The sequence below is a fragment of the Pseudomonas sp. L7 genome (genome assembly GCF_046605565.1).
Taxonomy (GTDB): domain Bacteria; phylum Pseudomonadota; class Gammaproteobacteria; order Pseudomonadales; family Pseudomonadaceae; genus Aquipseudomonas; species Aquipseudomonas wayambapalatensis.
In genome coordinates this window covers 2,323,589-2,346,409 of record NZ_CP176784.1, presented here as the reverse complement: position 1 = coordinate 2,346,409, position 22,821 = coordinate 2,323,589, and the positions used below count along the sequence as shown (strand labels likewise).

Genomic DNA, 22,821 nt, shown 5'->3' with positions numbered 1-22,821 from the left:
GCAGCCGATCGGGGCCCTTCGGGGCCCCTTTCCCTGTCTCTACCCGGTGGAGAAGGTCATGCGCATTGTCCTGCTTGCCACACTCATGTTCCTTGCCGGTCTCGTAGAAGCGGCACAGATGCCGATCGCCGCCTTGCCAGGCGGTACTCTCGTCTACAAGCCAGTGCAGAGCCTGCGTGAGCGGCGCTTCGCCGACCTGGTGCAACAGAAGACCGATTTCAGCTGCGGCGCCGCCGCCCTGGCGACCGTCCTAAAGCAGGCCTACTGGCTCGACGTGGACGAACACCAGGTCATCGAAGGCATGCTCGCCCAATCCGACCAGGACACCGTCAAGGTCCAGGGCTTCTCCATGCTCGACATGAAGCGCTACGTCGAAAGCATCGGCATGCGCGCCAGGGGCTATCGGGTCGAACCCGACACCCTGGAAAAGGTGAGCATTCCGGTGATCGTGCTGATGGACATCCGTGGCTACAAGCACTTCGTGGTGCTCCAGCGCATCGACAAGGGCTGGGTCTACATCGGCGATCCTGTCCTGGGCCACAAACGCTACAAATTCGACGATTTCCTCAAAGGCTGGAACGGCATCATCTTCGCCGTCATCGGCCCCGGCTACGACAAGGCCAACGCCCTGCTCGATCCGCCGGCACCTCTGACCGCGAAGAACCGCGTCAACGGTTTCTACCCGGTGGAAGACGCGCAACTGATGGAGTTCGGTTTCATCCAGAGCGATTTCTTCTGACGATTACAAGGGGCACGAAGTCCCGGGGAGCAGCGATGAAGACTACCACCTGGCTGGTCGCAGCATGCCTGGCTGCCAGCCTCCCCGCCCACGCGCAGGTGTTCAAGCCCATCGAGGTCAAGGACCAGGAGCTTGCCCAACTGCGTGGGAAGTATGTGATGCCGGGGCGAATCATCAGTTTCGGCATCGTCATGAGCAGCACCTGGCAGAACGCCGCCGGTGATCGCATCGGCGCCACAACCACCCTGCAGGTGCAGCAGAACGTGATCAAACCGCAGTTCTACGTGTCGATGACCGGCGAGAACGGCTCGGGCAACGCCCCTGGCCGCGGCAATGGCCTGGTCAACGGCGGTGCAGGCCTGGTCAACACCACCCAGGGCGTGACCCAGTCGGTACGCGCGGCCGGCGACAACAACAGCGCCTATAACGATGTCGCCATCAATGTTCGCGAGGCGGGCCAGATCGGTGATGCCGGTGTGCCGCAAGGCCAGGTCCTGGCCGCAGGCAGCACACTCAGCACCAGCAACAACGCCGGTACGCTCAGCGTCTCGAACAGTGGCAACGGGATCCAGATGGCCATCCAGGCCAACAACAATCAAGGGCAAAGCATGCAGCGCCTGGCCGAAGGTGGCCTGCTACAAGCCACCACTTTGCTGGGCGGCAGCAACGCGGTCAGCAACCTGACACAGCTCAATGTGGTGCTGCGCGACAATTTGCCTTCTGCAGGCGCGCTGAACTGCAATCTTGATCAACTCAAGGGCCTACGTGTTTCAGGATATTGATCTACGCTTCGTCTCAATCATCGCAGTTGGAAGGGACGGCTAACTTATGCATCGATCGTTGTCATTGGGGGCAGTTGTCTGCCTGGGGACCTTGGTACCATCATCACTGCTCTACGCAGCCAGCGATCCCCAGGTAGACGCGCTGAAAGCCGAACTGGCTGCGCTCAAGCAGCGCTACGAAGCGCAGCAGCAGGCGCTGATGGTGCTCGAACAACGCGTTCGCCAGGTCGAGGAACAGCCTGCAGCCCCACCCCCCAAACGCCTGACCCGCTCGCCGGCTTCCGAGCCGCGCAACAATCAGGCCGTGGCCGCCGCCGGCGGCGGCTCATCCTATGGCGAGTCACTCAAGGATGATTCGGAACCGGCGCAGAGCGTGTCCAACCTCTACGATGAGGCCAGCGGCTTCTTCGGTGGCGGCAAGTTCAGTGTCGAGACCGGCATCACCTATGCCCGCTACGACACCCGCCAGCTCATCCTCAACGGCTTCCTGGCACTGGACTCGATCTTCCTGGGCAACATCAATCTGGACCGGATCAAGGCCGACAACTGGACGCTCGACCTTACTGCCCGCTACAACCTCGACAACCGTTGGCAGTTCGACGTCAACGTGCCGATCATCTACCGCGAGTCGACCTACCAGTCCGGGGGCGTCGGCGGCAACGCCCAGGGCATTTCCGAGCGCACCATCACCCGCGACCCGACCCTTGGCGACGTCAACTTCGGCGTGGCCTACAAGTTCCTCGACGAGTCGGAGAACACCCCGGATGCGGTGTTCAGCGTGCGGGTCAAGGCACCGACCGGCAAGGACCCGTTCGGCATCAAGCTGCTGCGCGACACCGAGAACGACAGCCTGAGCTACCCCGAAGACCTGCCTACCGGCAACGGTGTCTGGTCGATCACGCCCGGTATCTCGCTGGTCAAGACCTTCGACCCGGCAGTGCTGTTCGGCAGCCTGTCTTACACCCACACCTTCGAGGATTCGTTCAGCGACGTCAGCTCGACGATCAACCAGAAAGTACCGGGCAAGGTGAAGATCGGCGACAGCTTCCAGATCGGTGCGGGGGTGGCCTTCGCCCTCAACGAGAAGATGTCGATGTCGTTCTCGGTTTCGGACCTGATCGCCCGGCGCTCGCGGATCAAGTCTGCGGAAACCGGCGACAGCTGGGCCGACGTCAAGAGCAGCGATGCAAACGCCGCCTACTTCAACGTCGGCATGACCCTCGCGGCCACCGACAACCTGACCATCGTGCCGAACCTGTCGATCGGCCTGACCGACGATGCACCGGACTTCACCTTCAGCCTGAAATTCCCGTACTACTTCTGATCTGTCCACTCCAGGGGCGCCTTGCGCCCCTGCGCTTCAATTGGTAACCAACCTTGTCGCTTCCGGCCTTCCTGTGAGGGGCCTGTTATGATGCAGCACATTTTTGTGACTGTTTCATGGCAAGGAAGGACGTTTCGTGAAGAACATGCTTGGCCATCCCCGTGCTCGGCTCGCCACCCTGGCAGTGCTGGTCGTGGTGATCCCCCTGGCCGCCCGCGCACTGCTGGGCTGGTCCGATCCACTGGGGTACCTGTCGGACCTGGCGATCGGCATCCTGCTGGTACTGCTGTTGCAGCGCAGCCCCTGGTGGCTGGCACTGCCGGTGCTGCTGGCATGGGGCGGGCTGCTGGTGGCTTCGGCCGAGCTGGTCAGTGCGGTCGGGCGTCTGCCGAACAGCAGCGACCTGGGCTACCTGTTCGACCCACAGTTCATGGAAAACTCCACCGGCGGCGCCCTTGCCCACCCCTGGCTGCCCTGGACCCTCGGTGTCGGCCTGTCGGCCTGGCTGCTGGCCCGCTGGCTCCAGCGCGGCCAACCCGCCCCGGCGCTGCCACGCTCGGCCTGGGCCGCACCAGCGGTGCTGCTTGCCGCGCACTGGGGCAGCGAGCACCTGATACCCTCCGATGCCGATCAATGGCGCCAGTACAACCTATCCCATCAACTGCTCTCGGCGGGCACCAGCGACCTGCAACTCAAGGCGCAGGCCTGGCTGGGCCATGACCTGACGGTAGCACCGCTGCCCAGCACCGGCCTGACCCAGACCGACCTCGACGGACGCAAGCTGCTCGAAGCCCCGGGCAGTGCACGCAACCTGCTGGTCATCACCCTGGAGGGGATTCCCGGCGCCTATCTGCGCGCCAACCGGCAAGCCCTGCACAGTCGTTTCGATGACGACCTGATGCCCAACCTCAGCCGCTGGGCCGAACGCGGCATGAACACCCCCGATTACGTCCTGCACACCCACCAGACCATTCGCGGCCTGTACGCCATGCTCTGCGGTGACTACGACAAGCTCGCCAACGGCACGCCCAAGGGGGTCGAGCTGCTCACCCAGGACCTGCGCAACCAGGCCTGCCTGCCCGCACAACTGCGCCAGGCCGGCTTCAGCACCCACTACCTGCAAGGCGCCGGCCTGCGCTTCATGGCCAAGGACCGGATCATGCCGCACATCGGCTTCGACTCGGTGCACGGCCTGGAGTGGTTCCGCAACGACAACTACCTCGAGTTCCCCTGGGGCAAGGACGACAAGGCCTTCTTCGAAGGCGCGCTGGGCTATGTCGGTGAGCTGCGCAAACAGCGCCAGCCGTGGATGCTGACCCTGCTCACCGTCGGCACCCACCAGCCCTACTCCGCACCGGACGCTTACCTGCAACGCTACGACAGCGCCAAACAGGCGGCGGTCGCCTACCTGGACGACGCCCTGGGCGAGTTCCTCGATACCCTGGAGCGCCAGGGCGTACTCAAGGACACACTGGTGGTCATCACTTCGGACGAGTCCCACGGCATCGACGGTGTGCGCCTGGCCTCTTCCTGGGGCTTCAACCTCACCCTTGCGCCCGAACAGGCACAGTTGCCGAAGATCAAGCACGGCACCTACGGCCATGTCGACCTGGCCACTTCGCTGCTCGACTATTTCGCCCTGCCGATCCCCGCCGCCCTGGCCGGCCGCTCGCTGTATCGCGACTACGACAGCGGCCGGGAAATGATCTCCTTCACCAACGGCATGCTGCGTTACCACGATGGCCGAGGCACCTTCAGCGAATGCGATTTCCAGCAGCGCTGCCGACGCTATGCCAGCGAGGGATTCATCGCCGACCAGGCGCACTTCCTCGGCCGCGGCGAAGCGCCACTGGGGCGCCAGATCACCGCGCTCGCTGGCGTGCTCGACCAGTCGTTGCTGCAAACCCCGCTGAACCTGCGCTACCAGTTCGGTGGGCCATCGGCCATTCCTCTGCACAAGCGCATTCGTGACGACTGGGCCGACAACCTGATCGGCGCCCAGTACCTGGAGATGCCCGAAGGCTCGCACACCCGGGTGCGGGTCAAGGTACGCTCGCTCGACCCGGCCCACCGGGCGCACATCCAGCTCAAAGCCAAACAGCAGGAGCAGGATGTACCGCTGGGATTGCCCGAGGAGATACTGGTCACGGCCGACCAGCCGATGGAGCTGGAGTTCGGCTTCGACAACCCCATCGAGCGCAAGGCCTTCTCCTTCCACCTGCTCGGTTATGGTGGGGGTGAGGTGGAGGTCAGCGATTTCAGCGTGATCACCGCCCTGCCGGGTGAAGAGGATGTGATCGAGGAAATCCAGGACGACGGCCACATCGCCCAGTCGAGTTGAATCAAAAGCACGCGTGATCCGTGCCAGAGACCGCGGTGTCTTTTTCGCGGGCAAGTCGGAGCGCCGAACCGCCGCTCCTAAGGGATTCAGCGGATCTGATGCTTGTGCAGCAAGCGGTAGAAGGTGGGTCGGGAAACCCCCAGCACCTTCGCCGCGATGCTCATGTTGTCACTGTGGCGGTTGAGCACATCGCACAACGCCTGGCGTTCTGCGCGGTGCTTGTAGTCTTCCAGCGTCCCCAGCGGCGCCTCGGCCTCCTCCAGCACCTGTAACCCCAGATCCTGCGTCTCGATCTGTCGCCCCTCGGCCAGCACCAAGCCGCGACGTACGCGGTTGGCCAGTTCACGTACGTTGCCCGGCCAGTCGTGCCGCCCCATGGCCGCCAGGGCATTGTCGCTGAACGAGCGTGGCCGTCGCCCCGTTTCCAGGCTGTAGAAATGCGAGAAATGGTTGGCCAGCATCGACAGGTCACCGTGCCGGTCACGCAGAGGCGCGGTCACCACCTGCAGGACATTGAGCCGGTAATACAGGTCTTCACGGAACCTGCCACGCTCGATCGCCTGCTCCAGATCCACGTGCGTCGCGGCCAGCACCCGCGCATCCACCGGAATCGGCTGACTGCCGCCAACGCGCTCGATGTGCTTCTCCTGCAGAAAACGCAACAGATTGGCCTGCAACTCCAGAGGCAGGTCGCCAATCTCGTCGAGGAACAGCGTACCGCCGTGCGCCGCCTCGATACGCCCGACCTTGCGTTGATGCGCCCCGGTAAAGGCGCCTTTCTCGTGGCCGAACAGCTCGGACTGGATCAGATGCTCGGGAATGGCCCCGCAATTGATGGCGATGAACGGCTTGTCATGGCGCTGCGACTGACGATGCAGCGTGCGCGCCACCAACTCCTTGCCGGTGCCGCTCTCGCCACGGATCAGCACGGGCGACTCTGTAGGCGCCAGCTTACCGAGCAGCTTGCGCAACTCGCGGATGGGACGGCTCTCGCCCAGCAGTTCGTGCTCGGGCTCATCGACCCGCACCGCCCCCTTGCCACGCAAGCGCGCCATGCCGAACGCACGCCCGAGGGTGACCTGCACCCGGGAAACGTCGAATGGCAGGGTATGGAAGTCGAAGAACCACTCACAGACGAAATCGCCGACGTTCTGCATGCGCAACTCTTCGGCGCTGAGCACGGCGATCCATTCGGTATTGCTGCGCTTGATCAAGTCCTTGACGGCATCCTGGTGACGCAGGTGCGAGGCCTGCAATCGCAACAGGCCGACGTCACAAGGATGCTCGAGCGCAGCGCCCAGGGTACAACTGCGCACATCCCAACCGGCGCCCCGCAGGCCCGGCAGTAGACGGTGGCAATCATCGCAGGGATCGACAATCAGCAGACGGCGTTGGGATGCAGGTTCAAGCATGACCTATCCTTGGCGCCAATTTTCAGTTTTTTAATTAGAAACAGTAAGTTGCGGCGCCCGAATTAACAGTAGCAACGAACCTGACGGTGCCCACTACCGTTTGTCTGCCAAATGCCGTCACGCAAAGCGACTTCGGAATTTTTACCCATAACCGACGTCACAGGCGGCACATACAACGGATCACTTTTTCCGTTATAAAAAAAATTTCGACTGCCATGTGACTTCACCCACGACCCGGAGCATCAGTACCAATAACCCCGCGCTGCAATCGTTCATTTCTTTACCCGGCGCGGACACACATTTGCTGTTTGGGACCACAAGAGAGACCGAACCATGAATGCCCCGCTCCGTGTCAACGAAGCACTGCTGATTGCCGACCACGCCTTCGAACCCTTCCAGTGCGTTGCCTGGGATGCACCCAACGGTACTGGTGAGCTGAGCCTGGCAGTGATCGACCGGACCAGCACCCGCATCGGCAGCAAACAGGTATCCTCGCGCATCTATTCGGACCCAGCACAATGGGCGAGCCTGATCGAGGAAGTCCGCGCCGAGCTGTTCGAAAAAGGCTATGACCTGCAACCCTGGTCCATGCCCAAGGCATAACTTGCCGACGCACAGGTGCGCGTCTTGTCGCGCACTTGTGCAACTTTCCCCCTGCTGCTTCGGCAACTTTCAGTTTGTGCGAGTTATTGTCGCGCGCCCACTTTATCTAACGACGTTCAAGGATTCCCCGATCAAGTCAGTACAGGCCGCCTGACCTGTGCTGACTTGATCGGAGAGTCCTTAACGGCGCAGAACCCCTCCCGGGACTGTGTTGGACTCATGAACGGCCGTTGAACCACGAACAATACGTGCTACTTCAGCAGCCTATCAACGAGCACTCAGAATGTCGCGAGCGTCTGCGCGGAAAAGACCGAAACCAAGCGGCTGCAGAATCGATCGAGCAATGGTGTCCTTCCGGCTCAACTTGCGCTAGGCAAACAGGAGCGGACAAATCGGCCCACCTCCGAGCGCAGTTCCCAGTCCTCTGGTGCGCCCATGAAACCGCCGTGGGGCATGCCTTCAAAGATATGCAACTCGCAGGGAACGCCGACGCGGTGCAGCGCCCGATGCAGGCGTACGGCGTTCGACAGAAACAGATCGCGCGTGCCGCTCTGTATAAAGGTTCGCACGAAACCCCGGGAGAAATCACCGAACAGCGGCGACAACAAAGGATCGGCCAGGTCAGCTCCAGCGGCATACAGTAGGTTGTTGGACATTAGCGAACCGGGCAGTTGCACGTCGATGAGCTGATTCAGCGTGAAGCTGTCGCCCGACTCGGTCAGATCCGCTTGCGGCGATAGCAGTACCAGCGCTGCGGGCAGTGGCAGACCTTCGTCGCGCGCACGCAGCACCATTGCGGCTGCCAGATTGCCTCCTGCCGAACGCCCGCCGATGACGATACTTTGCGCAGGATACTGTTGAAGCAGCCGACGGTACACCGTCAGGCAGTCGTCCAATGCGGCCGGATAGGGGTGCTCCGGTGGCGTGCGGTAGTCGATACCCCAGCAGCGCAGACCTAACTGGTCGGCCTGCATTTGCGCGCCAACGCGGCATGCGGTGCCTCCGCCAAAGACTAGGCCTCCTCCATGCAGATCGACAAAGACCGCGTCGTCGGCAACCAAGTTTGTCGGCGTAGCGATGTGCACCGTGGCTCCGTCAATCTGTTCGGTTTCCACGCTGGCGAGCAACGGACCAGCAAGTAGCGTCATAGCGGAGCCGTACTGCGCATCAACGCTCGCTTTCAGGCGAATCCAGCCGTCGATATCGTCCAGATGTGGGGGGGATTGCAATGCATTCAGCGGTACGCCATCAGCATTAACCATGCGGCGCAGCGTAGCCTGGGCCTCAGTGCTGATGCTTTCAGGAAAGGGAATATCGCGAGCCGGAATCCGGACGCCGTTGGCTGGATTGTTGTTCATGGAAGCGGTTTCTCTAGGGGGACCTCATCGCGGATCGGCAGTGCTGGAATGGAATGCAACGCCTCCAAGCCACGCCGCCACGAACTTCCGGCATCCGGCGTGCTGTGGTCGAAAGTGACCGACAGCTCGACTATAACATAGCCCATTGCCCCCTCCCCCGAGAAAGCAGGTAGCGGGGATTTGCTCAGCATCAGGCAAGAAGTAGCCACGCAGCACAGCGCGACTCAACAGCGCCAGTTTCGGGCCGGACACCGTCAGGGATTCTCCGATCAAGTCAGCACAGGCCGCCTGACCTGTGCTGAAATGGCCCTCCGTCCAACTGCCCTCTACAAGCCCTCCATCCCATGAGTCAGATGAGCTTTTCCGAAACGTTGTCTGTGCCGATGCGGGTTATACCGGCGTAGATAATCGGCCTGAGCACGACAGACGGCAAGTGATCTGGCAGATCGCTGCGCGACGCAGCACCTACAAGCACTTGAGCGGACGCAGCCTGCTCTGCAAGGCCGAACGTCAGATCGAGAAAGTCAAAGCGCAGACGCGGGCGAAAGTCGAGCCCCCTTTCGCGTGATCTAGCGCCAGTTCGGTTATGTGAAAACCCGCTTCCGTGGGTTGGCCAAGAACACGGCGCAACTGACCACGCTGTTTGCTCTGTCGAATCGGTGGAGGGTGCGCCGGCAATTATTGTCTGCTGCGGGAGAGGTGCGCCCGTGAGGGCGGATAACCAAGGCTTTGCCTTGGTTATCCATTGATCAGCGGCTGAAAGTCAGGCTTTTCGGTATCCCTAAACCACCCATTTCCGGCTGATGAGCAGCTTGTTCGGAGTTTCCTTGACTGATCGATATGCTGGTAATCCGCCTGCAGTTGCGCAGCGAGTTGCCTTGCCCGCCCCAGGCGCACCGGCGCCGTCTCGATATCGACCAGCACGCAGGCACAGGGCATCGGCTGCACAGGCTTCCAGCGTTGCAGGCGCCCGTCGGTCAGCACCAGGCAGCGTTGGACCTCCCCGGGGTGCGCTTTGCCACGGCGCAGCAACCACTGGCGCGCCTCTTCCAGGGCCGCGAGCAACGGCGTGCCGCCCCCCGCCCCGAGCGCACGCAGCCAGGGCTGAAGCGCAGCCGAGGCCTTCAGGCCATGACGCTGCCACTGTGGCGTGCTGCCGCTGGCGGTCAGCAACGCCAGGCGCGCACGCTGGCGGTAGGCCTGGTCGAAGAAGGTCTCGAGCAGCCCCTTCGCTTGCGCAAGGGATTGGTGGCGGCGGGTTGACGCCGACGCATCGACGATCACCAACCACAGTTCCGGCGGCTGTCCACGGCGTTGCTGCCAGCACAGGTCCTCGACACGGCGCGGCCGCCCCTTGAGCAGGGTCGGCAGCCAGGCGACCCGACCTCCAGCGGCTGCACGGGGGCGTCCACGGCTGGCACCTGTCAGTTTTCCGGCACGGGGCCTGGCATCCGCCGCTGAACCACTTCGTGCGCGGATGCTCAGGGCTTTTTTGCCCAGTTCGGCACCTCACGCCGGGCACCTGCGCTCACCGGTTGTGCCTCCATTGCCCCCCAGTCACCTTGCCCACTCGGGTCTTGCGACTGCTGGCCGCCCTGAGGTGGCGTGTTCGAGCCAGCGGGCGGCTCTGCGCTACGGCGGCGATGGCGCAAAGCAAATTCGGCCACAGCCTCTACATCTTCCTCGCCGATGGCCGCAGCACCGCGCCAGGCGGCATGGGCGCGTGCCGCACGCAGCCAGACCAGGTCGGCACGCAGGCCATCGACACCCGCAGCGAAGCAACGCTCGGTGATCCAGGCCAGCGCCTGGTCGTCCAGGGCAATGGCGGGCAGGCGCTCACGCGCTTGCTGGCAGCGTTCGCGCAACTGCGCCTGGGCCACTGCCCATTGCGCGCAGAACGCCTCGGGGTCGCTGTCGAATGCCAGACGGCGACGGATGATCTGCTGACGGTCGTCCGGCTCAGGCGTGCCTTCGAGGGCGATGTTCAAGCCGAAACGGTCGAGCAACTGCGGACGCAGTTCGCCCTCTTCCGGATTCATGGTGCCGATCAGCACGAAACGCGCGGGGTGACGGTGCGAGATGCCGTCGCGCTCGACACGGTTGGTGCCGCTGGCCGCCACATCCAGCAGCAGGTCCACCAGCGGGTCGGGCAGCAGGTTGACCTCATCCACATAGAGCACCCCGCCATCCGCCTGGGCCAGCACGCCCGCCGAGAAGCGTGCCTTGCCCTGCCCCAGCGCAGCGTCCAGATCCAGAGTACCGACCAGCCGCTCTTCGGTCGCGCCCAGCGGCAAGGTCACGAAAGGGCCCGCGCCGAGCAGGTCGGCCAGGCCCCGGGCCAAGGTGCTCTTGGCCATGCCACGCGGCCCCTCGATCAGCACACCGCCGATCTTCGGGTCGATGGCGGTCAGGCACAGGGCCAGCTTGAGGTCTTGCGCACCGACCACGGCGGCCAGGGGAAACTGCAGGGGTTCGGTCATTTCAGGCCTCTTCCTCGCCGTCGAGCAACTGCTGCTCGAGGGCCTCGCGGTAATCGCCCGGCGCCTGCCACAGACCGCGCTGCTGGGCTTCCAGCAAGCGCTCGGTCAGATCGTGCAAGGCGTGCGGGTTATGCTCGCGCATGAATGCTCGAGTCGCCGGGTCGAGCACGTAGGCATCGGCCAGCGACTGGTAATGGTGATCGTCGATCAGGTGAGTGGTGGCATCGAAGGCGAACAGGTTGTCGACCGTCGCCGCCAGCTCGAAGGCACCTTTATAGCCGTGACGCTTGACCCCGTCGATCCATTTCGGGTTCAGCGCACGCGCACGGATCACCCGGTTCAGCTCTTCCTTGAGGGTGCGAATACGCGGGCGGTCGACCTGGCTGTGGTCGCCGTGGTAGCTGGCGACCGTGGCGCCTGCCAGGGTTTCGGCAGCCGCGAGCATGCCGCCCTGGAACTGGTAGTAGTCGTTGGAGTCGAGCAGGTCGTGCTCGTGGTTGTCCTGGTTCTGCAACACCGCCTGGACCTGCCCCAGGCGCTGGGCGAACTGGGCCCGTGCCGGCGTGCCTTCATCGGCGGCACCGTAGGCGTAGCCGCCATGGTTGAGGTAGACCTCGGCCAAGTCGGCGCGCCCCTGCCAGAGGCGTCCGTCGATGGCGTTCTGCACACCCGCGCCATAGGCACCCGGCTTGGCGCCGAATACCCGCCAGCCAGCCTGGCGCCCGGCCTGCTCGGCATCGACACCCTGCGCCAGCAGCGCCTGGCGCTCGGCACGCACGCGGGCCGCCAGCGGGTTGAGGTCGTCCGGCTCGTCCAGCGCCGCCACGGCCTGAACCGCCGCATCGAACAGGCGAATCAGGTTGCCGAAGGCATCGCGGAAGAAACCCGACACGCGCAAGGTGACATCTACCCGCGGGCGATCGAGCAGGCTCAGGGGCAGGATTTCGAAGTCATCGACCCGCTGGCTGCCGGTGGCCCATACCGGCCTGACCCCCATCAGCGCCATGGCCTGGGCGATATCGTCACCGCCAGTGCGCATGGTCGCCGTGCCCCAGACCGACAGCCCGAGCTGGCGCAGGTGATCGCCATGCTCCTGCAGGTGACGCTCGAGGATCAGGCTGGCAGAGGCAAAGCCCAGGCGCCAGGCGGTGGTGGTGGGCAGGTTGCGCACATCCACGGTATAGAAGTTGCGCCCGGTAGGCAGTACGTCCAGGCGTCCGCGGCTGGGTGCCCCGCTGGGGCCCGCCGGCACGAAGCGCCCGGCCAGCGCGGCCAGCAGCCCCTCGATCTCGGCGGCCCCGCAGGCATCCAGGTGCGGCGCGACCTCCTCCCTCAACGCCTGCAGCACGGCGTGCACGCCCTGCCACTGCGCGCTGTCCGGTGCCGTTTCACGGCCTTCGATCAAGGCCAGGGCAAGCGCTTCCAGGCGCTCGCGCGTGTCGCCGCAGGTGCGCCACGCCGCCTGGTCGAGTGCCTGCAGCAGCACAGGTCGCGGCCCTTCCCAGGCTTGCCCGAGGTCGCAATCCAGCGGATCGAACCCCAACGCCAGCGCCCGCGCCAGTGCGCGCAGCAGGCTGGCATTGCCGCCACGGCCGTCACCACGATCGACCCGCAGCAGCGCCAGCAGCGTATCACTGCGCAGGCGCCCTTGCGGCGACTGGCCAAAGACATGCAAGCCATCGCGAATCTGCGACTCTTTCAAGTCGCACAAGTAGGTGTCCAGGCGTGGCAGCCAGACAGCGGCATCGTCCAGTTGCCCTTCGAGCTGCAGGTCACGGTCGATATGGTTGGCCTTGACCAGTTCGAGAATGTCGCGCTGCAGCTCGCGGGCACGGCGCGGGTCGAGCAGTTGCGCCTCGTAGTATTCGTCGGCCAGCTGCTCCAGATGCCGCAGCGGCCCGTAGGTTTCGGCGCGGGTCAGTGGCGGCATCAGGTGGTCGATGATCACCGCCTGGGTGCGGCGCTTGGCCTGGGCGCCCTCACCGGGGTCGTTGACGATGAACGGGTAGATGTTCGGCAGCGGGCCGAGCAGCGCATCCGGCCAGCACTCGGCGGACAGCCCGACGCCCTTGCCGGGCAGCCACTCCAGATTGCCGTGCTTGCCGACATGGATCAGCGCATCGGCGGCAAAGCCGTTGCGCAACCAGAAATGGAACGCCAGGTAGCCGTGCGGCGGCACCAGGTCCGGGTCGTGATACACCGCGCTCGGGTCTACCTGGTAGCCCCGGGCCGGCTGGATACCGACAAAGGTCAGGCCGTAGCGCAGACCGGCGATCATCATCCGGCCACTGCGGAACATCGGGTCTTGCTCAGGCGCGCCCCAGCGTTCGCGCACCGCACGCTGGTTGGCCTCGGGCAGGCAGGCGAAGGCCGCGAGGTAGTCGTCCAGAGACAGGCTCTGGGCACAGGGGCGCTGGTCGAGGTGATCCAGGTCGTTGGTCACGCCGCCGAGCAGTTCGTGAATCAGCGCCGTGCCCGTCTGCGGCAAGCCAGCAACCGGATAACCCTCGGCCTGCAGGGCATGCAGGATGTTCAGCGCGGCGCCAGGCGTGTCGAGCCCCACGCCATTGCCGATACGCCCGTCGCGGGTCGGATAGTTGGCCAGCACCAGCGCCACGCGCTTCTGGGCATTGGGTAGTCGCGCCAGCTCGACCCAGCGCCGTGCCAGCTCGGCGACGAAATCCATGCGTTCGGGGTGGGCCTTGTAGCAGACCACATCGGACTGGCTGCGCTCGCTGCGCCAGGCCAGGTCCTTGAAGCTGACCGGCCGGGTGATGATGCGCCCGTCCAGCTCCGGCAAGGCGATGTGCATGGCCAGGTCGCGCGCACCCAAGCCCTGCTCGCTGGCTTCCCAGCCGGGCTGGTTGTCCTGGGCGCAGATCGCCTGCAACACCGGCACGTCGCGGCGCAGCGGACGCAGGTTGGGCCGCTCGGGGCTGGACAAGGCAAAGCCTGTGGTGTTGATGACCACTTCGGCGCCGACCTCGTCGAGCCAGGCCTCTACCTGTTCGAGACAGGCCGCCTCCTTGAGACTGGCGACTGCGATCGGCAACGGGTTCAGCCCGGCGGCCTGCAAGCGCTGGCAAAACACATCGATGAACCCGGTGTTGGCGGCCTGCAGGTGCGAGCGGTAGAACAGGATCGGCGCCACCGGATGCTCCGGGTGCCACTCGGGGAACCAGTCTTCAAGCCCTGCACTGGGCTTGCCGGGGTGGTAGACCGTGGTGCGCGGCAGCGGCTGGGGTTCGTCCCAGGCATAGTCGCGCCCCAGCCACTGGCTGGCCAGGCAATTGAACAGGTTGGCCGCATTGGCCTTGCCGCCCTGGCGCAGGTAGTGCCAGAGCCGCTCGGCCTGTTCGGCCGGCACCGTGCCCAACTGTGTCAGCTCCGGGTCGGGGCGGTCATCGCCGGGCACCAGGATCAAGTGCACGCCACGCGCGGCGAGTTCGACCAACTGCTCGACGCCATAGCGCCAGTAGCCGACACCGCCGTGCAGCGATACCAGGATCACCTTGGCATGGCGCAACACCTCATCGATGTACAGGTCGACGGAGGCGTGGTTCTGCACCTGCATGGGGTTGGCCAGGCGCAGGCTGGGGAAATCGTCCGGCAACTGCTCGGCGGTTTCGGCGAGCAGTGCCAGGTGAGAGTCACCGCTGCAGAGAATCACCAGCTCGGCGGGTGTCTGGCCGAGGTCGGCAATGCTGTCGTCCGGCACGAAGCCGCCGGGCTGGGTCCGCAGCAGGTGCATGGATCAGGCGCCCAGGGCCTGGCGCAGGCGCGCTTCCAACTGTGCCGCGTCAAGGTCCTGGCCGATCAGCACCAGGCGGGTGATGCGCGGCTCGTCGCTGCGCCAGGCGCGGTCGAAGTGCTTGTCGAAGCGCGTGCCCACACCTTGGATCAACAGGCGCATCGGCTTGCCGGGGATCGCGGCAAAGCCTTTGGCGCGCAGGATGCCGAACTCGGTGACCAGTTGCGTCAGGGCATCGAGCAGCAGGCTTTCGTCCGCTTCAGGCAGGTCGATGGAGATGGAGTCGAAGGCGTCATGATCGTGATCGTCATGATCGTCGCCGTCGTGGTGCGAATCGTGGTGGGTGCGACGACCATCGATGTGCACTTCGGACTCGGCACCCACGCCCAGCAACACATCCAGCGGCAGGCGACCGCTGCTGGCCTCGATCACCTTGACGGCAGGCGGCAGCTCCTCGGCGACTTCGGCGCGGACTTTGGCCAGGCCCTCGGCGTCGATCAGGTCAGCCTTGTTCAGCACCACCAGGTCGGCACTGGCCAGTTGGTCGGCGAACAGCTCATGCAGCGGGGATTCGTGGTCCAGGTTGGGGTCGAGCTTGCGCTGCGCGTCGACCTGGTCCGGGTAGGCGGCGAAGGTGCCGGCGGCCACGGCCGGGCTGTCGACGACGGTGATCACCGCATCGACGGTGCAGGCATTGCGGATTTCCGGCCACTGGAAGGCTTGCACCAGCGGTTTGGGCAGGGCCAGGCCGCTGGTCTCGATGAGAATGTGGTCCAGGTCGCCACGGCGAGCGACCAGCTCGCGCATCACCGGGAAGAACTCTTCCTGCACGGTGCAGCACAGGCAGCCGTTGGCCAGTTCATAGACGCGGCCGTTGGCCTCTTCCTCGGTGCAGCCGATGCTGCACTGCTTGAGGATTTCGCCGTCGATACCCAGCTCGCCAAACTCGTTGACGATGACCGCGATGCGTCGCCCCTGGGCGTTGTCGAGCATGTGGCGCAGCAAGGTGGTCTTGCCCGAGCCGAGGAAGCCGGTGACGATGGTGACGGGAAGTTTGGCCAGTGTTTTCATGTGGCGATGCCCTTGGCAGCAATGGTGCGGGCATGCGGGACGAAAGCCACGACCGACCGGCCGGGCTCGCTCGCCACCGGATCACCCCGCCCGGTTGAAAGTCGAATACGTTGCGAGGCAGGTCTCCTGGCTTGCACTGCACGACCTCCAGCCGTCAGGACGACGCCTTCCCGCGCGCGGGCGCAGTGGCTGTGTCGACCCTGTTCAGTGCTTACAGTTGCGGGGGCAGCCGCGGCTTGTACCGCGTTCCCGTCTTAGCTCCGGCAGCGCCGGAGAACCTCGAAGCGGCAAGGCTACGCAGTGGTGCGCAGGTGGTCAACCGTCTGACGCTGATCGGAGCCTTCAGATGCCACCCCCGGCCAGCAGCTCGGTCAGCACCTGCGCCAGGGCCTTGACCATCACATCGGCCGTTGGCCGGTGGACGATGACGATCTCGTAGCTGTCCACCTCCGGCAAACCTTGCGCCGCCCCAAGTACTCGGTGCTCGGCGGTGGCCGCGCGCGGCGGCAGCAAGCTCACGCCCATGCCGTCGGCCACCGCGGCCTGGATACCGGACAAGCTGGAGCTGGTGAAGCTGATGCGCCAGCGCCGGCCCATGCCTTCGATGGCATGGATCATGTCTTCGCGGTACAGCCCGCGCGGTGGAAAGGTGACCAAGGGCACCGGGTCAAGCTCGAAGGCCGGCATGCGCACGCTGTCGATCCATTGCAGGCGCTCGGGCCAGCAGGACACCCCCTCGCGGCTGTTGCGCCGCTGCTTGAGCAGCACCAGATCGAGTTCACCATTGTCGTAGGCCTGGCTCAGGTCGCGGCACAGGCCGCTGGTGACTTCCAGCTTGACCTGCGGGTGCAGGCGGCTGAACGCCGACAACGCATTGGTGGTTCGCCCGCCGACGAAATCTTCGGGCACGCCAAGACGCACGGTGACGCCAACCATGGCCCCGGCCAGGGCTTCGAGCATCTGGTCGTTCAGCGCCAGCATGTGCCTGGCATAGCCAAGCAGCGTCTGCCCGGCGTCGGTGGGCAGCACGTCGCGGTTGCCACGCACCAGCAGGCGATGGCCGACCATCTCCTCGAGGCGCCGTACCTTCTGGCTGATGGTCGACTGGGTCGAATGCAGACGGGCCGCAGCCGTGGTGAAGCTGCCGCAATCGGCGACCACGACGATGGCGCGCAACAGGTCGAGATCGAACAGAGCCCTATTCGGTTTTACGCTGATGGACATGAGGGTATTCGGTTTTCAAATGATGACGCTGACTTCTAGCATGGCCCTTCGAGGCGGGCAACGTTGATGTATTCGGAAATCCACTACAGCTCATCCAGATAATTCGTTTCAGTTGCCTGCAACTTTTTCCCTAGGATGAGGCTTTGCCTCAGGAGCCCTACGCATGCGCCACACCCTCGCTGCCTGCCTGCTGGCCTTCACCTGCCTTGCCGCCCACGCCGAGACCACGTCAATGGATACCCGCCTGCTTTATGCCGCCCAGCGCGGCGATGCACCTGCCATCCGTCGCCTGCTCAAGGAACCGGTGGCGCTCGACAGCCGCGATGGCCAAGGGCGCACACCTCTGCTGGCCGCGACCCACGGCAACCACATCGACGCGGCCAAGGTGCTGATCGAGGCCGGCGCCGATGTGAACGCCAAGGACAACATCCACGACAGCCCCTACCTGTATGCCGGCGCTCGCGGCCTGAACGAGATCCTGCGCCTGACCCTGGCGCACGGCGCCGACCTCGCCAGCACCAACCGCTACGGCGGCACGGCGCTGATTCCGGCGGCGGAGCGTGGCCATGTGGAAACGGTGCAGATGCTGATCGATGCTGGCGTGGACGTGAACCACCTCAACCGGCTGCACTGGACCGCCTTGCTCGAGGCGGTGATCCTTGGCGACGGCGGTCCGCGCCATGTGGACATTGTGCGACGGCTGCTGGCGGCCGGCGCGGACCCGGCGATTGCCGACAAGGATGGCGTGACGGCGCTGGAGCATGCGCGCACGCGCGGGTATGCAGAGATGGTGGCGTTGCTGGAGCGGTGATGAACCGCTGGTCGGCGGTAGTTGAAAGACAGTTGGCTCCCACGGGTAACACCGCCGTATTCAGAAGCTATGGGTCCTGTTGTGGGAGCGGGCTTGCCCGCGAAAAAGACACCGCGCTGCCTGGCACGGGCTACGCCCGTGTTCGCGGGCAAGCCCGCTCCTACAAGGGGATTGGGCTGGCCTTTAGATTTGAAGAAGACAGTTGCGCCTACACTTCCTCGTACGGCAAGCCCACATAATTCTCGGCAATATTCACCAGGCCGGCATCGGACGACAGGAAGTACTCCCGGTCCGCCTCCTGCATCTTCTGGTCCCAGGCATCCTTGTGCTCGCCAAAATCATGCAGCAGTTGGGTCATGAACCAGCTGAAACGCTCGCCCTTCCACACCCGCCGCAGCGCCAGCGGTGAGTAGCGCTCCAGCAGGTCGGTGCGGCCTTCGCCATAGACCTTGACCAGGATGCGATACAGATAGTTGACGTCCGAGGCTGCCAGGTTCAGGCCCTTGGCCCCGGTCGGCGGCACGATGTGCGCCGCATCCCCCACCAGGAACAGGTGCCCGTACTGCATCGGCTCGACCACCAGGCTGCGCAACGGCGCGATGCTCTTTTCCAGTGCAGGGCCTGTGACCAGGCGCGCCGCGACGTCCTCGGGCAGACGAGCCTTGAGTTCGTCCCAGAAACGCGCATCGGGCCAGTTCTCCACCCGCTCGTCCAGCGGCACCTGCAGGTAATATCGGCTGCGGGTGGTGGAGCGCTGGCTGCACAACACGAAACCACGGTCATGATGCGCATAGATCAGCTCGTGGTTGACCGGTGGCGTATCGGCCAGCAATCCCAGCCAACCAAACGGATAGACCCGCTCGTACTGCTTGAGCACACCCTGCGGAATGCTCTGGCGCGAAACGCCATGAAAACCATCGCAGCCAGCGATGTAATCGCACTCGACGCGGTGCAACTGGCCGTCCTTCTCATAGGTCACGTAGGGCCGCTCATCCTTGAGCCCGTGCGGCTGCACGTTGCTCACGCCATACATGATCGGCGCCCCGCTCTGCTCGCGGGCCTGCATGAGGTCGCGGGTAACTTCGGTCTGGCCGTACACCATCACCGTCTTGCCACAGGTCAGGGCCTTGAGATCCAGGCGCTGGCGACGCCCTGCCACCAGCAGTTCGACGCCTTCGTGCACCAGCCCTTCACGGTCCATGCGCGCCGACACCCCGGCCTCGCGCAGCAGGTCGACGGTGCCCTGCTCCAGTACGCCGGCGCGGATACGGCCAAGCACGTACTCAGGGGTCTGGCGTTCGAGAATGAGCGTGTCGATGCCTGCCTTGTGCAGCAGTTGACCGAGCAGCAGGCCAGAGGGGCCGGCGCCAATGATTGCAACCTGGGTTTTCATTGTTGTTGTCTCGCCTTGTCGATGCCGTACTGGCGGCAGCCGGCATACGTTATTCGGGTTAGCCCCTGCATTTTTACTGGCGAAAAAAGCTGAAAAGGTGTCATATCCGATGGAAAATCTGCACTTTTCAAAATTCCGTGCGATCAGCGGACAGGTGTCCCGACCATGAAATCCTCCCTTCCCGGCATACCGCTGTTCCAGCTCTATGGTGAGAACCACGCCTGGCCCGGCAGCGATCTGCTGCACTGCGAATCGATCCCGGCACGCAGCCGCCTGCACCATTGGGAGATCAAGCCGCACCAGCACGCCGAACTGTTTCAGTTGCTCTATGTGCAGCGCGGACACGCACTGGTGGAAATCGAAGGTCGACGCAGCGAGATCCACGAGGCGGCGATCCAGGTGGTGCCACCGCTGACGGTGCATGGCTTTCGCTTCAGTGCCGATATCCAGGGCCATGTGCTGACCTTCGGTACGGCGCTGGTGGCCGACCTCGAGCAGCGCCTGGGTGCACCCCTGGCGGTGCTGGCATCGGCGGCATGCTACCCGCTGGGCCGCGACCGCACGCGCCTGCGCGGGCTGATCGACACCTTGCAGCAGGAGTACCAGGGCAGCGCACCCGCTCGCGCCGCCATGCTGCAGGCGCTGGTGACCGCCCTGATGGTGTGGATCAGCCGCCGCCAACAACTGGGCCAGGCACCGCGCAACCGCGACGAGCGCGACCGCCACTTGCTCGGGCACTACCTGCGCCTGGTCGAAGCGCATTACCGCCAGCACCTGTCGGTCGATGAGTTTGCTGCTCGCCTGGGCATCACTAGCCTGCAGCTCAACCAGCTGTGCCGCGCGCTGAGCGGGCAGACCGCGCTGCAGGTGATCCACCAGCGCCTGCTGCTTGAGGCACGGCGCAACCTGACCTACACGCGCATGAGCATCGGCCAGTTGTCCGACAGCCTGGGTTTCAGCGATCCCACCTACTTCGCACGCTTCTTCAAACGCCTCAGCGGTCAAACCCCCAACGCCTATCGACGCAGCGGCACGACGCAATCACCTTGACGTATACGTCAACCTGCCTTTAGCTTACTCACATTCCACCCTCGAGCCCGAGCATGAGCAGCCAGACCTACAGCATCTCCGACCTGTCCCGCGAGCTGGACATCACCACCCGCGCCATCCGCTTCTACGAGGAGCAGGGTCTGCTGAGCCCCGAGCGTCGTGGCCTGGAGCGCATCTATTCGGCGCGTGACAAGGTGACCCTCAAGCTGATCCTGCGCGGCAAGCGCATCGGCTTCTCGCTGGCCGAATGCCGCGAGCTGATCGAGCTGTACGACCCTAGCGGCGGCAACCTCAAGCAGCTCACCAGCATGCTGGCCAAGATCGCCGAACGCCGCGCGCAACTGGAGCAGCAGATGCTCGACATCCAGCAGATGCACTTGGAGCTGGACACCGCCCAGGAGCGCTGCGAGCAGGCCCTGGCCGCCACCCTGAACAATAACCGTTGATTCGCCACAGGAACCCCGCCATGTCATTGCCCGCACACGTGCGCCTGGTCGAAGTCGGCCCGCGCGACGGCCTGCAGAACGAAGCCCAACCCATCAGCGTCGCCGACAAGGTGCGGCTGGTGGACGACCTCACCGACGCCGGGCTCTCCTATATCGAGGTGGGCAGTTTCGTCTCGCCCAAGTGGGTGCCGCAAATGGCTGGATCGGCCGAGGTGTTCGCCGGTATCCGTCAGCGTGCCGGGGTGACCTACACGGCCCTGGCGCCGAACCTGCGCGGTTTCGAGGATGCACTGGCAGCCGGGGTCAAGGAGGTGGCGGTGTTCGCCGCAGCGTCCGAGGCGTTCTCCCAGCGCAACATCAACTGCTCGATCAGCGAGAGCCTGCAGCGCTTCGAACCGATCATGGACGCCGCCCGCGAGCACGGTATCCAGGTGCGCGGCTATGTATCCTGCGTGCTCGGCTGCCCCTATGAAGGCAAGGTCAGCGCCGAGCAGGTCGCCCCGGTCGCCCGCGCCCTGCACGACATGGGCTGCTACGAAGTGTCGCTGGGCGACACCATCGGCACCGGCACCGCCGGCGATACCCGACGCCTGTTCGAGGTGGTCTCGGCGCAGGTGCCGCGCGAGCAGCTTGCCGGCCACTTCCACGACACCTACGGCCAGGCCCTGGCCAATGTCTATGCCAGCCTGCTCGAAGGCATCAGCGTGTTCGACAGCTCGGTGGCCGGTCTCGGCGGCTGCCCCTACGCCAAGGGCGCCACCGGCAACATCGCCACCGAAGATGTGCTGTACCTGCTGCAGGGGCTGGGCATCGAGACCGGTATCGACCTGGACAAGCTGGTCGCCGCCGGCCAACGCATCAGCGACGTGCTGGGGCGTGCCAACGGCTCGCGGGTAGCACGGGCACGCAGCGCCCGCTGACGCACGCCCAGGGGCGGCGAGCGCCGCCCTGTTTCCCTCGCTCATCGAACTGTGACATTCCCGGCCAGCGGGATTATGCTCTGCGGGTATGTCCTCCAGTCGCAATATGTGAGCGCCGAATATGAAAATCGATGACATGGACGCCTTCGTGGCCGTCATCCGTTGCCAGTCGACCAACCTTGCCGCCGAAGCGCTGCAACTGACCCAGCCGGCAATCACCCGGCGCGTGCAGAACTTCGAGGAAGACCTCGGCGCCACCTTGCTCGACCGCAACACCAAGCCACTCAAGCCCACCCCCATGGGCCTGCGCGTGTACGAGCAGTGCAAGGCCATCCTGCGTGAAATCGACGCCCTGCGCGAACTGGTGGCCAACGATGGCGCACCGTCCGGCACTCTGCGCCTGGGCGTGCCGCAGACACTGGGCGATGTGGTGCTGCTCGAGGCCCTGGCGCAGATCCGCCAGGCCTACCCCGAGCTGCGCACCCAGGTCACCAGCGGCTGGGGCAGCAGCCTGATCGCGCGCATGGAAAACGGCGAGCTGGACGCCGCTGCGGCGCTATTCCCACCGGGCAAGATCTTCCCCGAAGGCATCGCCAGCCACTCCATCACGCGCATGCCGCTGCGCGTGGTCGCGGCCAAGGGCAGTGCCGGCAAGCGCAGCTACAAGTTGCGCGACTGCTATACCCGTGGCTGGGTGCTCAACCCCGATGGTTGCGGCTTTCGCGCCGGGCTGCAGCGCGCATTGAGCGAACAGGGGTTGTCACTGTCGATCAACCTCGAAACCTTCGGCACCGAGTTGCAACTGGGGCTGGTCGCCAACGGCCAGGGCCTGGGCCTGGTGCCCGAACCGCTGTTGCTTGCCAGTCGCCATCGAGACCTGCTGGATATCGTCAACGTCAGCGATTTCAAGCCGCAGGTCGACCTGTGGCTGTTCCACCCACGCTACCTGGGCAACCTGCAGGAGCCGGTGGAGCTGTTCGGCGCTGTGGCGGGCACCCGGCTGAACAACGCAGCGAGTTGACCTGGTTAAATGATCACCTTGCATAAAAACAAAAAAGATAATTCTTAAAACGAATAATTAGCATAGAACCAAAAAGACTTTTACAGCGTTGCGCC

Annotated in this window: 18 protein-coding genes, 1 pseudogene and 1 riboswitch; of the genes and pseudogenes, 11 read left to right on the top strand and 8 right to left on the bottom strand. The window is 64.5% G+C overall.

The annotated features are described in order from the left end of the window. Positions 1-58: 58 nt before the first annotated feature. The 4 genes from ACK3BK_RS10610 (at position 59) to ACK3BK_RS10595 (ending at position 5,186) form a co-directional block, all read left to right on the top strand. A complete protein-coding gene (locus ACK3BK_RS10610; RefSeq protein WP_411384258.1) occupies positions 59-739 on the top strand; it encodes a C39 family peptidase in 681 nt (226 codons plus the stop codon). A 35-nt stretch (positions 740-774) separates the two neighbouring features. After that, the gene (locus ACK3BK_RS10605; RefSeq protein ID WP_186665366.1) at positions 775-1,521 is read left to right on the top strand and encodes a hypothetical protein; all 747 of its coding nucleotides are present in this window, start codon (positions 775-777) and stop codon (positions 1,519-1,521) included. A gap of 46 nt (positions 1,522-1,567) precedes the next feature. After that, a complete protein-coding gene (locus tag ACK3BK_RS10600) occupies positions 1,568-2,845 on the top strand; it encodes an autotransporter domain-containing protein (protein WP_186665368.1) in 1,278 nt (425 codons plus the stop codon). 145 nt (positions 2,846-2,990) lie between these two features. Beyond that, positions 2,991-5,186, top strand: coding sequence for an LTA synthase family protein (locus ACK3BK_RS10595; RefSeq protein ID WP_189665189.1), 2,196 nt, complete (start codon positions 2,991-2,993; stop codon positions 5,184-5,186). Positions 5,187-5,272: 86 nt separating this feature from the next. Here ACK3BK_RS10595 and ACK3BK_RS10590 read toward each other — a convergent pair whose 3' ends face one another. Further along, positions 5,273-6,598, bottom strand: coding sequence for a sigma-54 dependent transcriptional regulator (locus ACK3BK_RS10590; RefSeq protein WP_186665370.1), 1,326 nt, complete (start codon positions 6,596-6,598; stop codon positions 5,273-5,275). Between the two features lie 333 nt (positions 6,599-6,931). On the opposite strand from ACK3BK_RS10590, the gene ACK3BK_RS10585 reads away from it, so the two are divergent. Next, positions 6,932-7,201, top strand: a complete 270-nt coding sequence (locus ACK3BK_RS10585; protein ID WP_054893924.1) for a hypothetical protein — start codon at positions 6,932-6,934, stop codon at positions 7,199-7,201. A gap of 359 nt (positions 7,202-7,560) precedes the next feature. Here the strand turns inward: ACK3BK_RS10585 and ACK3BK_RS10580 are convergent, their stop codons facing one another. Then, positions 7,561-8,559 (bottom strand): alpha/beta hydrolase, encoded by a 999-nt coding sequence (locus ACK3BK_RS10580; protein ID WP_186665372.1) that lies wholly within the window; start codon positions 8,557-8,559, stop codon positions 7,561-7,563. Between the two features lie 367 nt (positions 8,560-8,926). On the opposite strand from ACK3BK_RS10580, the pseudogene ACK3BK_RS10575 reads away from it, so the two are divergent. Further along, positions 8,927-9,270, top strand: a pseudogene (locus tag ACK3BK_RS10575) (transposase); the annotation flags it as partial. Positions 9,271-9,297: 27 nt separating this feature from the next. On the opposite strand, the gene ACK3BK_RS10570 reads toward ACK3BK_RS10575, so the two are convergent. The 5 genes from ACK3BK_RS10570 to ACK3BK_RS10550 form a co-directional block, all read right to left on the bottom strand. After that, the gene (locus ACK3BK_RS10570; RefSeq protein ID WP_238348371.1) at positions 9,298-9,987 is read right to left on the bottom strand and encodes a vWA domain-containing protein; all 690 of its coding nucleotides are present in this window, start codon (positions 9,985-9,987) and stop codon (positions 9,298-9,300) included. A gap of 53 nt (positions 9,988-10,040) precedes the next feature. Beyond that, positions 10,041-11,039, bottom strand: a complete 999-nt coding sequence (locus ACK3BK_RS10565; protein WP_288376906.1) for an ATP-binding protein — start codon at positions 11,037-11,039, stop codon at positions 10,041-10,043. 1 nt (position 11,040) lies between these two features. Further along, the gene (cobN, locus tag ACK3BK_RS10560; protein WP_411384257.1) at positions 11,041-14,790 is read right to left on the bottom strand and encodes a cobaltochelatase subunit CobN; all 3,750 of its coding nucleotides are present in this window, start codon (positions 14,788-14,790) and stop codon (positions 11,041-11,043) included. A 3-nt stretch (positions 14,791-14,793) separates the two neighbouring features. Next, positions 14,794-15,861: a cobalamin biosynthesis protein CobW gene (gene cobW / locus ACK3BK_RS10555; RefSeq protein ID WP_054893920.1), complete on the bottom strand. Its 1,068-nt coding sequence runs from the start codon at positions 15,859-15,861 to the stop codon at positions 14,794-14,796. Positions 15,862-15,959: 98 nt separating this feature from the next. Then, positions 15,960-16,158, bottom strand: a riboswitch (cobalamin riboswitch). A gap of 45 nt (positions 16,159-16,203) precedes the next feature. Further along, positions 16,204-17,085 (bottom strand): LysR substrate-binding domain-containing protein, encoded by an 882-nt coding sequence (locus ACK3BK_RS10550; protein WP_186710419.1) that lies wholly within the window; start codon positions 17,083-17,085, stop codon positions 16,204-16,206. Positions 17,086-17,248: 163 nt separating this feature from the next. Here ACK3BK_RS10550 and ACK3BK_RS10545 point away from each other — a divergent pair, with 163 nt between their 5' ends. Beyond that, a complete protein-coding gene (locus tag ACK3BK_RS10545) occupies positions 17,249-17,896 on the top strand; it encodes an ankyrin repeat domain-containing protein (protein WP_186665380.1) in 648 nt (215 codons plus the stop codon). Positions 17,897-18,104: 208 nt separating this feature from the next. On the opposite strand, the gene pobA is transcribed toward ACK3BK_RS10545, so the two are convergent. Beyond that, on the bottom strand, positions 18,105-19,289 hold the full coding sequence (pobA, locus tag ACK3BK_RS10540) for a 4-hydroxybenzoate 3-monooxygenase (protein WP_411384256.1): 1,185 nt from the start codon (positions 19,287-19,289) through the stop codon (positions 18,105-18,107). Positions 19,290-19,454: 165 nt separating this feature from the next. Between pobA and ACK3BK_RS10535 the strand changes: the two genes are divergently transcribed. The 4 genes from ACK3BK_RS10535 to ACK3BK_RS10520 all read left to right on the top strand — a co-directional run bounded on the left by ACK3BK_RS10535 (position 19,455) and on the right by ACK3BK_RS10520 (position 22,726). Next, entirely contained in the window at positions 19,455-20,339 is an 885-nt protein-coding gene (locus ACK3BK_RS10535; protein WP_411384255.1) for a helix-turn-helix domain-containing protein, read from the top strand. 53 nt (positions 20,340-20,392) lie between these two features. Next, on the top strand, positions 20,393-20,785 hold the full coding sequence (locus tag ACK3BK_RS10530; RefSeq protein ID WP_054893249.1) for a MerR family transcriptional regulator: 393 nt from the start codon (positions 20,393-20,395) through the stop codon (positions 20,783-20,785). A 20-nt stretch (positions 20,786-20,805) separates the two neighbouring features. Next, the gene (locus tag ACK3BK_RS10525; RefSeq protein WP_411384254.1) at positions 20,806-21,705 is read left to right on the top strand and encodes a hydroxymethylglutaryl-CoA lyase; all 900 of its coding nucleotides are present in this window, start codon (positions 20,806-20,808) and stop codon (positions 21,703-21,705) included. A 121-nt stretch (positions 21,706-21,826) separates the two neighbouring features. Next, positions 21,827-22,726, top strand: a complete 900-nt coding sequence (locus tag ACK3BK_RS10520) for a LysR family transcriptional regulator (protein WP_186665387.1) — start codon at positions 21,827-21,829, stop codon at positions 22,724-22,726. Positions 22,727-22,821: the final 95 nt, after the last annotated feature.

Bases quoted from the DNA above. Each gene is read 5' to 3' on its own strand.
- ACK3BK_RS10610 (WP_411384258.1), top strand. From the start codon at position 59: ATGCGCATTGTCCTGCTTGCCACACTCATGTTCCTTGCCGGTCTCGTA.
- ACK3BK_RS10605 (WP_186665366.1), top strand. From the start codon at position 775: ATGAAGACTACCACCTGGCTGGTCGCAGCATGCCTGGCTGCCAGCCTC.
- ACK3BK_RS10600 (WP_186665368.1), top strand. From the start codon at position 1,568: ATGCATCGATCGTTGTCATTGGGGGCAGTTGTCTGCCTGGGGACCTTG.
- ACK3BK_RS10595 (WP_189665189.1), top strand. From the start codon at position 2,991: ATGCTTGGCCATCCCCGTGCTCGGCTCGCCACCCTGGCAGTGCTGGTC.
- ACK3BK_RS10590 (WP_186665370.1), bottom strand. From the start codon at position 6,598: ATGCTTGAACCTGCATCCCAACGCCGTCTGCTGATTGTCGATCCCTGC.
- ACK3BK_RS10585 (WP_054893924.1), top strand. From the start codon at position 6,932: ATGAATGCCCCGCTCCGTGTCAACGAAGCACTGCTGATTGCCGACCAC.
- ACK3BK_RS10580 (WP_186665372.1), bottom strand. From the start codon at position 8,559: ATGAACAACAATCCAGCCAACGGCGTCCGGATTCCGGCTCGCGATATT.
- ACK3BK_RS10565 (WP_288376906.1), bottom strand. From the start codon at position 11,039: ATGACCGAACCCCTGCAGTTTCCCCTGGCCGCCGTGGTCGGTGCGCAA.
- cobN (WP_411384257.1), bottom strand. From the start codon at position 14,790: ATGCACCTGCTGCGGACCCAGCCCGGCGGCTTCGTGCCGGACGACAGC.
- cobW (WP_054893920.1), bottom strand. From the start codon at position 15,861: ATGAAAACACTGGCCAAACTTCCCGTCACCATCGTCACCGGCTTCCTC.
- ACK3BK_RS10550 (WP_186710419.1), bottom strand. From the start codon at position 17,085: ATGTCCATCAGCGTAAAACCGAATAGGGCTCTGTTCGATCTCGACCTG.
- ACK3BK_RS10545 (WP_186665380.1), top strand. From the start codon at position 17,249: ATGCGCCACACCCTCGCTGCCTGCCTGCTGGCCTTCACCTGCCTTGCC.
- pobA (WP_411384256.1), bottom strand. From the start codon at position 19,289: ATGAAAACCCAGGTTGCAATCATTGGCGCCGGCCCCTCTGGCCTGCTG.
- ACK3BK_RS10535 (WP_411384255.1), top strand. From the start codon at position 19,455: ATGAAATCCTCCCTTCCCGGCATACCGCTGTTCCAGCTCTATGGTGAG.
- ACK3BK_RS10530 (WP_054893249.1), top strand. From the start codon at position 20,393: ATGAGCAGCCAGACCTACAGCATCTCCGACCTGTCCCGCGAGCTGGAC.
- ACK3BK_RS10525 (WP_411384254.1), top strand. From the start codon at position 20,806: ATGTCATTGCCCGCACACGTGCGCCTGGTCGAAGTCGGCCCGCGCGAC.
- ACK3BK_RS10520 (WP_186665387.1), top strand. From the start codon at position 21,827: ATGAAAATCGATGACATGGACGCCTTCGTGGCCGTCATCCGTTGCCAG.